The organism is Gemmatimonas sp., from assembly GCF_044344655.1.
Lineage (GTDB): Bacteria > Gemmatimonadota > Gemmatimonadetes > Gemmatimonadales > Gemmatimonadaceae > Gemmatimonas.
This window is the reverse complement of sequence record NZ_JBIJCN010000056.1, coordinates 1-15,227: the sequence shown is the minus strand read 5'-3', so window position 1 is coordinate 15,227 and position 15,227 is coordinate 1. Positions and strand designations below refer to the sequence as shown.

The following is a 15,227-nucleotide window of genomic DNA, read 5'->3' as shown; positions in this document are numbered from 1 at the left end:
TCGCCACACGGCCGCAATCGCTGCAGACCTCATGTTCGTGAGCGGCGGTCGTCCCTGTCAGGTTGCCGTGCCCATCGCACGCCTACGTGGGCTTCCCGTGATCTGTCATTTACACCATCCCTCGTACGCGCGCTATCTCAACGCGTGGCTCGTCAAGCATGCGACCGAGCGGCTCTACCCTTCCCTCTTTACGAAGGAATGGGTTCGTGCCGCCACCGGTGCGGATGGTCGCGTGGTGTACAATGCGGTGTTCACCAATGACCATGGTGGGACTGAGGACACCTCGGTGCGCCATCGCTATGGCATTCCCGACGGTGCCTTTGTCATGGGACAGATTGGCGCACTGGTCCACCACAAGCGGCCCCTGCTGGCCATTGAGGTGTTCGAGCAGCTAGCGGAGACGCATCACGACTGCTTCCTCTTTCTGATCGGTGATGGCCCAGAACGAGAACGGTTGCTGGCGCGACGGGCCGTATCACCCGCAGGAACGCGCATCTTCATCACCGGCAGAGTGGATACGCTCGAGGGCTTCTACAAGAGCTTCGACGTGAACGTGCAGCTGTCGGTCGAAGAAGGCTTCGGGCTGACGGTCATCGAAGCAGCCACCCACGGTGTGCCGTCGATCATCGCCGACGCAACCGGTCTTCGTGAGACCATTGAAGATGGTGTGACTGGCATCAAGTGCCGGCCCGACAACGTGCCCGCATTTGCCGATGCAATCCGTGGTTTGATCGACGACCCTATGCGCCGACGCCGCCTCGGCGACAACGCACGGCGCCGCGCGCACCACCACTTCTCCCGCGACCGGTACGCCGGACAAATCGTGGAGATCGTACGCGGTCTTCTTCACGGTTGACGTACCACTCCCCCGGACGATGTCACGACGAGCCCTCGCGCGACGCGCTGTCAGGACCCTCTACGTTGAAGATGCGATCGGCTTCGGCGGATCCCTTGTCAGCCTGGTCGAATTGCTGACCAACCTGCCGGCAGATCGCGATTGGCGCCTGCTGACACACCGCACCTTGCGTTCGATTGCCGAAGAGCGTGGCATTGCTCCGGATCGGATCGTCATTGCTCCTCCACACTGGACGCAACGTATCCGCGCCCCGAGATCCCTTCGGCTTGCCGAGTACGCAGTCACGGTGGCCGTACGCACTCTGCGATTTGCCGTACGCATTCTTCGCAGCAAGCCGGACGTTGTGCATCTCAACAATGGTCTCTCGAGCAATATCCCCGCGCTTCTTGCGGCGAAGCTGCTGGGTTGCACGGTCGTGTGCCATCAACGCAACCTCGAGAGCCCCACACGCCTGACACGGGCACTTGCACGATACGTCAATCCCGACACCCACATTGCGATCACGAGCAGTGTCGCACAGTCACTCTATGACCTCGGCATTTCCCGCGACCTGGTCCATGTCATCTTTGACCCGATCATGCCGCCTCAGGCAACCACGAACGCAGACCGCAGCACCGACACGGCCTCCCGTGTAGAAGTCGCGGCGTTCAGCATGCTCCTTCCGTGGAAGGGTCATGAACTGCTCCTCCAGGCGTTTGCACAGGCCATCACCCAGACAACCGCGCCGCTGCATTTGCGTATTTACGGGGATTCGCCAACCGAGGACCGTACGTACATCACGTCTCTCCGGTCCCTGTGCGATGCGCTGTCGATCTCCCATCAGGTGACCTTCATGGGCCGCGCGCCGAATGTCTGGGAGGCATTGACCACGGTGGATATCGCCGTTCACACCTCGTTACAACCGGAGCCATTCGGACGAGTCATTGCCGAAGCGATGATGGCGGGCGTCGCCGTCATCGCATCCGAGGGCGGCGGAGCATCGGAGCTCATTGACGACGGCACGGACGGGTTCACCTTCCCCAGCGGCGACTCCCACGCGCTTGCGGAGCGAATCTCAAGGCTGGCCGACGATCCACCGCTGCGCCTCGCGCTTTCGACTCGGGCTCGTGCATCGGTTCGCACCCGATTCACGCCAGAGGCACATGTTCGGCAGGTGCTGGAGGTGTACGAGCGTCACGCACTGCGCTGAGATTTGCTGTCGTGTGCCCTTCGCCATGCGGGTTGTTCGGATCACGCTGTGGGAAGGAGTGTGACCATTCGTGCCGCCAGAGGATGAGACATGGAGCCAAGCAGCCACCGAATCTCTGCGGCATGCACCTTGATGGCGAGCGCGCCGTACATCGCCATGCCTGCGATCGTACAAATGACCAGCCGTGTGACGGCTGGAATCGCGCTTGAGTGAACCAGCAGCTCACGGATCACGTAGACTACCGCGCCCATGGCCATGGCGGAGGTCGTGCTCGCACCAACGACTCTCAGCCAGTCGGCTCCCAGAATGCCGGTCGCCACTCGCAAGGCGGAAACACGCCGGTAGATGAGGAAGGGCAGTGGCACCAGCCAGGCGAGTGCCAGTCCGAGCGGCCCGAAGAAATAGCTGAGAAGCAGAAACGAGGGGGGCAGAATGAGCAGATTCAACATGCTGTTCTGCGCAAACGTACCCTCCCCATCAGCGGCAATCAGGGCGGTATCGATGGTCACCATCATCGGTACAAAGATGCCTTGAATACAGAGCACTCGAAGGACGGAGACATACGGCAGCCATTTGGCGCCCAGCACGCCGGCGACCACGTCATCCGCGACAACAATCAGGCCGACGAAGGCTGGCACGATGATCATGGCGGAGGCGGAGACCAACTTGAGCGTTGCCCGACCGAGAGCCGGTCGGTCTCCACGTAGGCTGCCGAAGACCGACGGGGCGATATAGGTCAGGATACCGGCGATTTTCTCGATGGGCGCGAACGCCAGCGCCATCATGTACGTGTAGCCCCCCAGCGCGTGTGCACCGAGAATGCGCCCGCCGAGGTATGCGTCCGCGTTCTGTGCGAGAAAGCCGGCAATGGATGCCGTCACGAGATGCTTCGCTCGCCCGGCCAGCGGCGTGAGGCCCGCGAGGGTCGGCAACGCCGGGAGCAGTCGGGCATTCCAGAGAATCAATAGCGTTTGGATGGTCACCCCAGCGAGGTACCCGAACACGAGCGACCAGTACCTTGCGCCGATCAGGGCGAGGCACAGGCAGGTCAGTGAGTCGCCGAGCGCCCGCAGAATGTCCGCGGTCGACACCACCTTGAACGCCATCTTTCGGCGCAAGGCCGCCAGCGGTGCGAGCGCGAAGCCCTCGATCATCAGACCAGCGGCGAGCGCGGCGACGAGCGGAACAAGCCCGTGGGTTCCGTAATACCGCTCGATTGATCGCCCACACAGCACCAGTATCGCGGCAATGCTGCCGAAGGCCGCGATGGACCAGCCATGCAGTTGTCTGAGCTGACCTCGCTGGAGTTCCGGGCCCAGTACAATGAGGTTCGATACACCCGATTCAGCCAGAATGCGTCCACACCGGGTGAAGACCGTCACCAGTGCGAGGTAACCGTAGTCGGCCGGGCTCAGAATGCGGGCGAGTGCGATCGTCACCGGCCACGTGACGACCAGCGGCCCCCACCGCGCCAACGCGACCCACCGCGCACTGTGCCACACATGGCGCCCGCGGGTCGCTTCGTCCGTTCCCACGCTCTCACGGGGGTCCTCATCAATGGCGGTACTCAGCGAGCGGCGCTCCGCGCGTTAGCGTATCCGATGGGGAGGCCTACCCGGCATCGGACCTCGCGACGGCACGACCACCGCTGACGTCCGCTCGGGGGTGACCATGCCGAGATACCCACCGAGTGCGACCACCCCGAAGAGCAGGTAGCTGTAGCCATGCGACAAAAACACGATACACAGGGCGTACGCGATGAGCGCCGCGAGGTAGTCGGGCCGGTACACCGGCGAGCGCCAGCTCCAATACCTCCTGACGTTGCGGACGTATTGAAACAGCAGAAAGAGCAGCGTGAGCAGCCCCCCGAAACCGACCTCCGCGGCAATCTGCACGTACGTATTGTGCGCCGTATGCCACGCGCCGTTGACGTTGTGCTCCTGAAAGTCGTGGCCAAGCTTTGCTTCGAAGGCACCGGCACCAACGCCGAACACGGGATTCTGTGCGGCAAACGTCAATCCTCGCTTCCACAGATAGACGCGCCCGGAACTGCTGGTAGTGTTGTAGTCCTCATCAATCGCAAGAAGCGTCGCCGCGCGGACGGTCATCGACTCGGGGAGCACGGACCACACGGCCGGTCCGGCGGCAAGGAGGGCGATGGTGCCCAGTATGATCCGCTGTGGGCGCATTGAAAGGAGGAGGGTGGCGCTGCCGCCTATGAACCCAAGAAGCGCTCCTCGCGATCCGGTCTTCATCAGGCCAAAGAACAGGAGCCCAGCGGCAACCAGCGACACGAGTCGGCTTACCCTCGAACCACGCATGACGCCGCCGATGGCAAAGCAAAACGTCAGGGCGAACAGAGCGCCGAGGTCGTTAGGGTCGTAGCTGCCACTGCTGGTCAGGCGATTGCCTTCGAGATACTCACCCCGCACCAACAGCACCGCACAGAGCATCGCCGCGAGCCAGGACATTCGACTCACCACCAGATCCGCGGCCTTGATGGTCGGCGTGGTCAGACCCACCACGACGATCAATGCAACGCCCCATGGCAGCACCTTCATCGTCGCCCATGTTTGCCCCCGCCACGTGGACAATGGAAACGAAAGGACAACAAGGGCCGCATAGACAAGAAACGCCTGGAGCATCGGCGAGCGCCATACGTTCCGCCATGCGGCAGGGCGCGAATGGACGACATGCAGCAGCACGGCCGCGATGGTAGCCAGCAAAACAGGTTTCGCGAGCTGCAGTGAGCCGAGCACCTCGCCAAGACGAACGACCATGAGGCCAAGCACGAGAACGGTGACCTTCCACGAGGCTGGCCAATAGGCGCCCCTGCTGCCGCTACGGAGCATGGACCCACGGTGCCCAACCGCCGTCGAGACCGGCGCACCCACGGGCATGGTCATGGCCCGTGCACCTCAATGTCCTGCACGGGTTCCGCTGGCGCGATGCGGCGAATCCGCTCGCGGCTAGGCAATCCCCGCTGCCAGTCCACCATGTTGCGAATGCCGGCCTCGAGGTGCACACGTGGCGAGAACCCGAGGCGTCTCGCTTTTTCCGACGAGAACACGGTTTCGCATACCGCCAGCTTTCGAATGCGCATTCGGCTCACGGTCGCCTCGCGTCCCAGCATGCGCGACGCCAATTCGAGTGGCAGACAGGCCAATAGGGCTAATTGCACCGGAATGCCAACGCGAGGAAGACGTACAGCCAATGCCGATGCGATGTGATTGGCGATTTCGCGACTGGTGAGATCGGGAGACTCCACCCAGTTGTACACCTCGAGAGGCTCACGCATCCGCGACCACGCCCAGAGCGTGAAGTCAACGATGTTCTCGACGTATGATAGGCTCTTCCGATTGGCGGACGGACCAACATGGACATACCGCCGACGCGCAATCTGCTCAATCAGCGAGTACATGTTGGCGAAGTTCCCGGGGCCGAATGTGACGGTCGGCCGGATGATCAGCGCCGCAAGGTCACCATCGCGGATTGCCGACGCCACGACGGCCTCCGCCGCCAGCTTGCTCGCGCCATAGGGCGAATCGGGAGTGGTGGGCGCGGTTTCCGTGCACGAAACCGGCGACGACCCATACACCGCCACAGACGAATAGAAGCACAAGGATCGTACGGCGTGCTCACGCATGCATTGCACGAGCAGCGCTGTCGCGTCCCGGTTGACACCGTAGTAGGTCTCGGTGTCGATGCCCGAGTCGTGGTGCGCGGCCGCCAGATGCAGCACGGCGCCGCAGCCCTCGAGGGCGCGCTCAATCGCCGCCCTGTTCCGAATGTCACCGCGCACGAAGCGCACGGGGCGCGACGACGCGTCCGGCGCGTGCAGATCCAAAATGACATAGCGTTGCCCAAGCGCGTCGAACGTCCGGCAGAAATGGGATCCGATGAACCCCGAACCGCCGGTGATCAATATCGGACGCTCTCCGGGCACCGGTACGCCGAACACCCTGTCGGTATCGGGCATCAGGCTCACAGCGCGGTGCTGGCCCATCCGGGAAGGCGCTTCCCGACTTCGGCCTGGAGCGCAACAGCAACGCGTAGGGCGAGGGAATCCGCCTGCGCCACCGCCGTTTCGAGACGCGCCGGGGCGCTCGCCCGCCCAAGGGGGACGACGATCCGCACCAGCGCTTCCTCCGTCCGCCCTTTCAAGGCCGCGTCACGCATGAGCTCCCACTTGACCGCGTATTCGCTGGCGGAGATTCGGCCACGTCCCTGATACCAGTAGTACACCAGGGCGCGGGTGCCGCCGTTGGCAAGGAGCACCCGATTGACTCGGGCCGGTGCGGCGATCGGCAGCGGCACGCGTGCACTGTTGAGGATCTCCCATCCAGCGCCAGGCAGACAGTTCTTGGGTGAATGGATCGACTTCCCCTGGACCTGACGATCATAGTAGCCGACGTAGGTAGTAAACCGAGGAATGGAGTCCTCAGTGAACACACGCATCATGTAGTCGCTCATGCCGGCCACTTTACGCTCCTCCTCAGGCACGACCAGGTCGCGACCTTCGAGCCCGGCAAGCGTGCGCGGGATGGAGCGCATCGGAGCGAGTGGTTGCATCGCACGCTGTTCGCGCACCCCCGAGATGAGCAGCACGCCACAGCCGAGCGCCAGCGGCGGCAGCAATCGCAGAGAGCGGTTCATCCGTGCAACTCCAGGCTGTGAGGGCGACGCCGCACCATGTGCTCGAGATGTCCGAGCGCCCAGGCCACGGCCGCGGTTATCACGAAGGCCGCGCCGAACATCAGCATCCCCTCGCTCGTGTGCATGAAGCCCTGACCCATTTCGGGACTCACGAACAGAATGAGAAAGCCCGTGAGGAAGACACGCACGCCATTGATCAGGATCGCGATCGGTATGGCGATCAGGATGAGCAGCACCCGAGTGGGCCACTTGTCGAGGAAGAGCGCGCCCAGGAGCACTCCGAGGCTGAGCAGTGCGGTGAGCGAGCGTAAGCCACTGCACGCTTCCGCCACGAACAGCTGCTGCCCAGGAATGTTGATCACATTGCCATGCATCATCACCGGGATCTCGCGCCACGCCAGCAGCGCAGCGCCGATTTTGCTCGCCGTGAATTGCAGCGGCAACGCCACCGTGTTGAGTATGACCTCGGGAATGGGAATACTCAGCGACACCAAGGTGAACGGCAGCCACCAATGCAGGAGCTGCCGGAAGCCAGCGTACCACACCACGAGGCCGCCCAGCGCCATGATCATGCTGCCGCGCATCACGAACAGTTCGACAGCCAGGTCTGCTGCGTAGCGGAACAGCACCGCAGCGATGATCATTGCCATGCCCACCCCGTGATTTGGCGCGGCGCCCTTCACGATGCCGCTCTTGTAGACGAACCACAGGCTGAGCGGCGCGAGCAGCATGCCGTGCCCGCTGTTGGAATCGGTCCACCAGGCGTCCAGCAGCAACATGAACGGCTTCGCAAAGAGCACCGCAAACAGCCCTGCGGTCAGCAGGTGCACCGCCAACTCCCCAGGGGCGAGGGCCCGGATGCGGGCGCGCAGCGCGCGGAGATCACGCAGCACCGCGGTTGGCACGGACGGATTGGGCGCACCGACCGTGAGGGCGGCGGCACTGGTTGTGGCAGGGCTCGTCACAGCAATTCTGGGCCATTGAGGAATACGTCAATGCAGGGACGCCCCACGCGAGCAGGGCGTCACTGGTGCAGCAGCGGGCGTCTTCTACCCGGCCTCAGCCGGCCACGAGGGTCGCCGTAAATCGTGGATCGTTCGCCTCGTGCCCGGCACGGGCCGCGTAATCGTGCAGCTGGTCCGGCAAGACCTTCCCCACCCCGAAGTACGTGCTTTCGGGGCGCCAGAAGTACCAGCCGCTCACGCTGGCGGCTGGATACATGGAATAGCTCTCCGTGAGCGTCATCCCGGTCCGTGCTTCGACCTCGGCTACAGCAAAGAGGGTGCCCTTTTCCCGATGGTCGGGGCACGCAGGGTACCCGGGGGCCGGCCGGATCCCTTGATACCGCTCCCTCACCAGCCCCTCGTTGTCGAGGGTCTCGTCAGGCGCATACCCCCAGAACTCCGTGCGCACCCGCTGGTGCAGCCGTTCGGCGAAGGCCTCGGCCAGCCGGTCGGCCAGCGCCTTGGCCATGATGCTGCCATAGTCGTCGTGCTGCGCCTCGAACTCGGCGACCAAGCGCTCCAGCCCGTGGCCCGTGGTCACGGCAAAGGCACCTACATAGTCGAGCACGCCGCTATCACGCGGTGCCACGAAGTCGGCCAAACAGTGATTGGGGCGACCATCACCCTTCTTGTCGAGCTGTTGACGCAGCATGTGTAGGGTGGCTGCAACAGCGGTCCGACTCTCGTCGGTGTACAACACGATGTCGTCGCCCACAGCGTTGGCCGGCCAGAACCCAAACGCCGCCCGCGCCTCCAGCCGCTGCTCCCGCACGATCCGCCCCAGCAGCTCCTGCGCGTCGGCATACAGGGTCCGGGCAGTGTCCCCCACCACGGGGTCGCTGAGAATGGCCGGGAAATACCCCGCGAGCTCCCAGGTCTGGAAGAACGGCGTCCAGTCGATGTACGGGACCAGATCCTCCAGAGGGTACGGCGCCAGCGTACGGGGCCCCGTGAAGGTGGGCGCCGGCACCGGCACGGTGAGGTCGATGGGCGCCTTGTTGGCGCGCGCCGCCTCGATCGGCACGAGCCGTTCCGCCCCACCACGTGCGGCCCGCGACTCGCGGATGTTGGCATACTCCGCCCGCACCTCGCTCACGAACGCCTCGCGGCGCTCGTCACTCAGCAGGTTGCTGGTCACCCCCACCGCGCGCGATGCATCGAGCACGTGCACCACCGGCCCGCTGTACACGGGCTCGATCTTGAGCGCCGTATGCGCCTTGCTGGTGGTGGCTCCGCCAATGAGCAGGGGAATGGTGAACCCCTGCCGCTCCATCTCGCTGGCCAGGAAACTCATCTCTTCGAGGCTGGGCGTGATGAGGCCACTGAGGCCGATCACGTCGGCGTTCACCTCGCGCGCCTTGTCGAGAATGGCGGCGCAGGGCTGCATCACGCCCATGTCCACCACCTCGTAGCCGTTACACTGCAGCACCACACCCACGATGTTCTTGCCGATGTCGTGCACGTCGCCCTTGACCGTCGCCATGAGCACACGGCCGGCGGCCTTGCTGTTGGCGGTCTTGCGCGCCTCGATGTACGGAATGAGGTGCGCCACCGCCTTCTTCATCACGCGCGCGCTCTTCACCACCTGTGGCAGAAACAGCTTGCCCGCGCCGAAGAGATCACCCACAACGTTCATGCCACGCATGAGCGGCCCTTCGATCACCTCGATGGGGTGATCCACCGCCTGACGCGCTTCTTCAGTGTCTTCCACCACGAAGGCGTCGATGCCGTGCACCAGCGCATGGGTCAATCGCTCCGTGACGCCCAGCTGCCGCCAGGCAGCGGACTCCGTGCCTCCCGCCTTGGCCGTACCTCGCACACTGTCGGCGATCTCCATGATGCGCTCGGTGGCATCGGGACGGCGATTGAGGACCAGGTCCTCTACGCGCTCACGCAGGTCGAGCGGGATGTCTTCGTACGGCACCAGCGCACCGGCATTCACAATGCCCATGTCCATGCCGGCCTTGATGCCGTGATACAGAAACACGGCGTGAATGGCCTCGCGCAGCGGGTTGTTGCCGCGGAAGGAGAAGCTCACGTTGCTCACGCCGCCGCTGACCTTGGCGTGTGGCAGCGTCGCCTTGATCTGCGTCGTGGCCTCGAAGTAGGCCACCGCGTAGCCGGCGTGCTCCTCGATGCCCGTGCCGATGGCGAAGATGTTGGGATCGAAGATGATGTCCTGCGGCGGGAACCCCACCTGCTGCGTGAGCAGGCGGTAGGCGCGCGTGCAGATCTCCACCTTGCGCTCCACTGTATCGGCCTGCCCCTGCTCGTCGAAGGCCATCACGATCACGGCGGCGCCATAGTGGCGCACGAGACGCGCCTGACGCAGGAACTCCGCCTCCCCCTCCTTGAGGGAGATGGAGTTCACGATCCCCTTGCCTTGCAGACACTTGAGCCCGGCCTCGATCACGCTCCACTTGCTGGAGTCGACCATGACGGGCACGCGGGAGATATCGGGCTCACTCGCCACGAGGTTGAGGAACGTGACCATGGCGTGCTGCGCATCCAGCAACCCTTCGTCCATGTTCACGTCGATCAGCTGCGCGCCGTTCTCCACCTGCTGCCGCGCCACGACCAGCGCCTCGGTGTAGTTGCCATCCAGAATGAGCTTCGCGAAGCGAGCCGAGCCGGTCACGTTGGTGCGCTCACCCACGTTCACGAAGTTCGTGGTGGGGCCCACATTGAACGGTTCGAGGCCACTGAGTCGGAGCAGCGGCTCCAGCTGCGGCATCTGACGCGGCGGCACACCCTGCACGGCCTTGGCAATGGCCGCAATAAATTCCGGACTGGTCCCGCAACAGCCGCCCACGACGTTGAGCAACCCGCTCTTGGCCCACTCGGCGATGTGCTCGGCCATCATCTCCGGCGTTTCGTCGTAGCCGCCGAAGGCGTTGGGGAGGCCGGCGTTTGGGTGCGCACTGATATGGCAGTCGGCGATGCGGCTGAGCTCCTGCACGTAAGCGCGCAGCTGGGCGGCGCCAAGGGCGCAGTTGAGCCCCACCGAGAGCGGCTTCACGTGGGCCACCGAAGTCCAGAACGCCTCGGCAGTCTGCCCCGAGAGGGTGCGGCCGGAGGCGTCGGTAATGGTGCCCGAGATCATGACCGGCAGGCGGGTGCCAGTCTGTTCGAAGTACGATTCGACCGCGAACAACGCCGCCTTCGCGTTCAGCGTGTCGAAGATCGTTTCGACCATGAGGATGTCGGCACCGCCATCTACCAGCCCGCGGGTGGCCTCGAGGTAGGCGGCCACCAGCTCGTCGAAGGTCACGTTGCGGGCGCCCGGGTTCTCCACGTCGGGGGAAATGGAGGCGGTCCGGTTGGTGGGGCCCAGCACGCCGGCCACCCAGCGGGGGCGGCTTGGGTCCTTCGCCTCGTACTCGTCGCACACTCGCCGGGCGAGAGCGGCCCCGGCCACGTTGAGCTCGTAGCTCAGCGCCTCCATGCCGTAGTCGGCCATGGAGATGGCATTGGCATTGAAGGTGTTGGTCTCGAGGAGGTCCGCCCCGGCCGCCAGATACTCGGCGTGGATGCCGGCCACGATTTCTGGTTGCGTGAGCACCAGTAGATCGTTGTTCCCCTTGAGGTCGCGCGGCCAGTCGGTGAAACGGTCCGTCTTGCCAATGCCCCGGTAATCGGCCTCGGTGAGGCGGTGCCGCTGGAGCATCGTGCCCATGGCGCCGTCGAGGACGAGGATGCGGGAGGCGAGCGCGGCCGTGAGCCGGGCGTTGCGCAGCGATCGCGCGGCCAGAACAACAGACGGTGCGTGGGCGGCAATGTTCGACATATCTTGAAAGCTACATATGACCACTGTCTCTGAGCACCCAACGGCCCCGAACTCGTCGCCAGCCGTGGCATTGAGTGCATCGCCCCGCGCGGCCCTGCTGTCCCGCCTGTTGGACCCCGATCAGGTGGTGATCTTCGACGGCGCCATGGGCACCATGCTCTACGCCAAGGGCGTGTTCATCAACCAGTGCTACGACGAGCTGGTCCTGCGCAGTCCGGACCTGGTGCGTGAGGTCCACGCCGCGTACGTAAAGGCCGGCGCTGAGGTGGTGGAAACCAATACCTTCGGCGCCAACCGCGCCAAGCTTACGCAGTACGGGCTCGAGGGGCAGGTCGCGGCGATCAACCAGCGCGCGGCGCAACTTGCCCGCGAGGCGGCGGGAGAGCAGCGCTTGGTCGCGGGCGCCGTGGGCCCGCTCGGCATCCGGCTCGAGCCCTATGGCCCCACCAGCCGCGACGAGGCGCGCGCCCTGTTCCGGGAGCAGCTGCGGGCGCTGGCCGACGGCGGGGCCGACTGCTTCGTGCTGGAAACGTTTGCCGATCTCGAGGAGATCGAACAGGCCGTGCTCGCCGCGCGCGACGTGAACGCGGCCATGCCGATCATTGCTCAGGCCACGGTCGGGCCCGAGATGCGCACCGCCTTCGGCGCGAGCCCGGAAGACGTGGCGCGGGTGCTCGACAAGTGGGGGGTCGATGTGATCGGGCTCAATTGCTCGGTGGGGCCCCAGACGATCCTCGAGGCGATTGAGCGCATGGCCGCGGTGACCACGCGCAAGCTGAGTGCGCAGCCCAATGCCGGTATGCCGCGAGACGTCGGTGGCCGCACGATGTACATGGCCAGCCCGGAATACATGGCCACCTATGCGCGGCATCTCATTCAGGCCGGCGCAAAGATCGTGGGCGGCTGCTGCGGCACCACACCGGAGCACATCAAGGCGATGGCCGAGGGGGTACGCCCGCTCGCGCCGCGTACGAGGGTGCAGCTGGGCGCCACCCGTGAGGCGGACGCGCGCGATGATGGCAAGGCGCGCCCCCCGGTACCGCTTGGGCAGCGCTCGCGACTTGGCGCCAAGCTCGCCGCGGGGAAGTTCGTGACGAGCGTGGAGATCGTGCCGCCCCGCGGCGTGGACACGGTGAAGCTGGAGCACGATGCCGCCGCGCTGGCCAAGGCGGGAGTGGATGCCATCAACGTGCCCGATGGTCCGCGTGCGCAGAGCCGCATGGGCGCCATCGCCACGAGCCTCATCATCGAGCGCCACGGCATCGAGGCGGTGACGCATTACGCCTGTCGCGATCGCAACCTGCTCGGCATGCTGAGCGACCTGCTGGGGGCCTCGGCCCTTGGCCTCCGCAACATGCTGCTCATCACCGGCGACCCGCCGAAGATGGGCCCCTATCCCGATGCCACGGCGGTCTTCGACATCGACGCCATCGGCCTCACCAACCTGGTGCGGAACCTCAACCGCGGCATGGACCCGGGCAACAATCCCATTGGGGAGCCCACCCGGTTCGTGATTGGCGTGGGAGTGAACCCGGTCGCCATCGACCCGGCCCATGAACTCAAGCGGTTTCACTGGAAGGTGGAGGCAGGCGCTGAGTATGCGATCACCCAGCCCGTTTTCGATCCGGCACAACTCGAAGCATTCCTGGACAGCATTCACGACGTGCGCATTCCGGTGATCGCCGGTATTTGGCCGCTCGTGAGCGCGCGCAACGCCGAATTTCTGGCGAACGAAGTTCCCGGCGTGACCGTACCGAAGGAGATCCTCGAGCGCATGCGGAAGGCGAACGACAAGAGCAAGGAACATGCGCTGGCAGAGGGCATCGCCATTGCCAGAGAAGCCCTGGATCGCGTCCGCGGAGCCGTTCAGGGCGTGCAGGTAAGCGCGCCCTTTGGGAAGGTCGAACTCGCGCTGCAGGTCATGCCTGACCTCCAGCCGCCCCTCCGTTAATCATGTGCGGCATCGTCGGCAGCATCGGATTTCGCGAGCCGATCAATCCGGAGCTACTCAATCGCCAGCGTGATGCGCTCTCCCATCGAGGGCCCGACTCCTGCGGCACGTGGATTTCCAGTGATCAACGCGTGGGCCTGGGTCATCGACGTTTGGCGATCGTAGACCTCAGCGACGCGGGCCACCAGCCGATGATCCACCGGCATTCGGGCACCGTGATCACATTCAATGGCGAGATCTACAATTTCAGGGAATTGCGGGCCGAACTCGGCCACCTTGGCCACCGGTTCGTTTCCGGGTCCGACACCGAGGTGATCCTCGCCGCTTATGCCGAATGGGGTGCCGACTGTGTCACCCGACTCCAAGGCATGTTCGCGTTCGCCTTATACGACCCGGGCAGGAGCCGTCTCCTCCTCGCGCGCGACCGGGCAGGCGAGAAGCCGCTCTTTTTCCATCACTCGCCCGCCTTGCTCGCATTCGCCAGCGAAGCCAAAGCGTTACTCTGTGATCCGCGCATCAGTAGAACCGTAAAGCGAGCGTCGATCAACGAGTATCTCGCGTACGGGTACGTAACCGGTGAGAACACGATGTTTGCAGACATTCATCGTCTCTTGCCGGGCCACATAATGACGATTGATGTGACCTCGGGTGAATGTGCGAGCACGCGATACTGGACCGTGCCATCCTTGGAGCAGCGCGCGACCGACGTGTCACCCGAGGAGATTGAAGAACGCACCGAAGCCTTGCTCACGCAGGCTGTCTCGCGCCAGCTGATGGCCGATGTTCCCGTAGGCGTGCTGCTGAGCGGTGGCGTGGACTCCAGCCTGGTCACGGCGATCGCCGCGCAGACGAGTGCCCAGCGCCTGCGCACATTTACGGCGCGGTTTCCCGGCCACCAGGAATTCGACGAAGGACCCTATGCGCGCATGGTGGCTGACTATCTCGGCACGGAGCATGTAGAACTCGAAACGCCTCCGGCCACACCAGAGCTCCTCCTTTCACTTGTCGCACAATTCGACGATCCCATTGCCGACTCGTCGATGATTCCCACCTATCTCGTCTCGCGGGAAATCCGGCGCCACGCCACGGTGGCGCTTGGCGGAGACGGGGGCGATGAGTTGTTCGGTGGCTACCTCCGCTACCCTGCACTGATCAGACACGAACGCCTACGCCGAACCATTCCGCGGTGGGCGCGGCGCTTGGCGATGCGTATTGGCGACGCGGTGATTCCGGAGGGAACGCGCGGCAGAGGCACACTCGAATCGCTCGCTGGCGATATCGGCACAAGCATTGCAAACGCGGGGCGCATCTTCCGCGCCGATGAGCGAGTGCAGCTTAGCGCGGCCATCCGCGATCTGCCCGCATCGGCCTTGCATTCACCAGAGCAGATTCGCCACGTGCGCTTTATTGATCGCCCCTCGCCAATTCAGCGCGCTACGGCCAATGATTTCACGTCCTACATGGTCGATGACGTCCTGGTGAAGGTCGACCGTGCCAGCATGCTCACCTCACTCGAGGTTCGAGCGCCGTTTTTGGATGTAGGGGTGGTCAACTACGCGTTTGGCGGAGTGCCGGATCACCTCAAGGTGGCCGAGGGCGCCCGGAAGATCATGCTCAGGCTCATCGGAACGAAGCTGCTCCCGCCGAGACTCGATCTCACCAGAAAGCAGGGATTCTCGATTCCCCTCGAGGCGTGGATGCACGGCGCCTGGCGATCACTCGTCGATGAGACCTGCGGCGACTCGCGTGACGGCCTTGTAGATCAGCGAGCGCTGCTGGCGTAC

The 15,227-nt window shown here is 64.4% G+C and carries 10 protein-coding genes; 4 read left to right on the top strand and 6 right to left on the bottom strand.

Annotated features, from left to right (window positions below; genetic code table 11):
* Both ACIQ51_RS12605 and ACIQ51_RS12600 read left to right on the top strand, forming a co-directional pair.
* Nucleotides 1–856 (top strand): glycosyltransferase family 4 protein (locus ACIQ51_RS12605; RefSeq protein ID WP_396205404.1); only part of this gene is annotated, 856 nt, incomplete at its 5' end.
* Between the two features lie 19 nt (nucleotides 857–875).
* A complete protein-coding gene (locus ACIQ51_RS12600; RefSeq protein ID WP_396205403.1) occupies nucleotides 876–2,045 on the top strand; it encodes a glycosyltransferase family 4 protein in 1,170 nt (389 codons plus the stop codon).
* 41 nt (nucleotides 2,046–2,086) lie between these two features.
* Here ACIQ51_RS12600 and ACIQ51_RS12595 read toward each other — a convergent pair whose 3' ends face one another.
* From ACIQ51_RS12595 to metH, 6 genes are all read right to left on the bottom strand, one after another.
* Nucleotides 2,087–3,484 carry an oligosaccharide flippase family protein gene (locus ACIQ51_RS12595; protein WP_396205402.1) on the bottom strand — a complete coding sequence of 466 codons (1,398 nt, stop codon included), beginning with the start codon at nucleotides 3,482–3,484 and terminating at the stop codon, nucleotides 2,087–2,089.
* A 150-nt stretch (nucleotides 3,485–3,634) separates the two neighbouring features.
* Nucleotides 3,635–4,951 carry an O-antigen ligase family protein gene (locus ACIQ51_RS12590; protein ID WP_396205401.1) on the bottom strand — a complete coding sequence of 439 codons (1,317 nt, stop codon included), beginning with the start codon at nucleotides 4,949–4,951 and terminating at the stop codon, nucleotides 3,635–3,637.
* Nucleotides 4,948–6,024 carry an NAD-dependent epimerase/dehydratase family protein gene (locus ACIQ51_RS12585; protein ID WP_396205400.1) on the bottom strand — a complete coding sequence of 359 codons (1,077 nt, stop codon included), beginning with the start codon at nucleotides 6,022–6,024 and terminating at the stop codon, nucleotides 4,948–4,950. Before ACIQ51_RS12585 ends, ACIQ51_RS12590 begins: the two co-directional genes overlap by 4 nt.
* A 5-nt stretch (nucleotides 6,025–6,029) precedes the next feature.
* Nucleotides 6,030–6,701 carry an exosortase C-terminal domain/associated protein EpsI gene (locus ACIQ51_RS12580; RefSeq protein ID WP_396205399.1) on the bottom strand — a complete coding sequence of 224 codons (672 nt, stop codon included), beginning with the start codon at nucleotides 6,699–6,701 and terminating at the stop codon, nucleotides 6,030–6,032.
* Nucleotides 6,698–7,666, bottom strand: a complete 969-nt coding sequence (locus ACIQ51_RS12575) for an exosortase/archaeosortase family protein (protein WP_396205398.1) — start codon at nucleotides 7,664–7,666, stop codon at nucleotides 6,698–6,700. Before ACIQ51_RS12575 ends, ACIQ51_RS12580 begins: the two co-directional genes overlap by 4 nt.
* Before the next feature lie 94 nt (nucleotides 7,667–7,760).
* Nucleotides 7,761–11,492, bottom strand: coding sequence for a methionine synthase (gene metH, locus ACIQ51_RS12570; RefSeq protein ID WP_396205397.1), 3,732 nt, complete (start codon nucleotides 11,490–11,492; stop codon nucleotides 7,761–7,763).
* Nucleotides 11,493–11,508: 16 nt separating this feature from the next.
* Between metH and ACIQ51_RS12565 the strand changes: the two genes are divergently transcribed.
* Nucleotides 11,509–13,443, top strand: a complete 1,935-nt coding sequence (locus tag ACIQ51_RS12565) for a bifunctional homocysteine S-methyltransferase/methylenetetrahydrofolate reductase (RefSeq protein WP_396205396.1) — start codon at nucleotides 11,509–11,511, stop codon at nucleotides 13,441–13,443.
* 2 nt (nucleotides 13,444–13,445) lie between these two features.
* A partial coding sequence (gene asnB / locus ACIQ51_RS12560; protein ID WP_396205395.1) for an asparagine synthase (glutamine-hydrolyzing) occupies nucleotides 13,446–15,227 on the top strand: 1,782 nt, incomplete at its 3' end.

Excerpts from the sequence above, each read along its gene's own strand:
- ACIQ51_RS12590 (WP_396205401.1), bottom strand. The coding sequence starts at position 4,951 with ATGACCATGCCCGTGGGTGCGCCGGTCTCGACGGCGGTTGGGCACCGT.
- ACIQ51_RS12580 (WP_396205399.1), bottom strand. The coding sequence starts at position 6,701 with ATGAACCGCTCTCTGCGATTGCTGCCGCCGCTGGCGCTCGGCTGTGGC.
- ACIQ51_RS12600 (WP_396205403.1), top strand. The coding sequence starts at position 876 with ATGTCACGACGAGCCCTCGCGCGACGCGCTGTCAGGACCCTCTACGTT.
- ACIQ51_RS12565 (WP_396205396.1), top strand. The coding sequence starts at position 11,509 with ATGACCACTGTCTCTGAGCACCCAACGGCCCCGAACTCGTCGCCAGCC.
- metH (WP_396205397.1), bottom strand. The coding sequence starts at position 11,492 with ATGTCGAACATTGCCGCCCACGCACCGTCTGTTGTTCTGGCCGCGCGA.
- ACIQ51_RS12585 (WP_396205400.1), bottom strand. The coding sequence starts at position 6,024 with ATGCCCGATACCGACAGGGTGTTCGGCGTACCGGTGCCCGGAGAGCGT.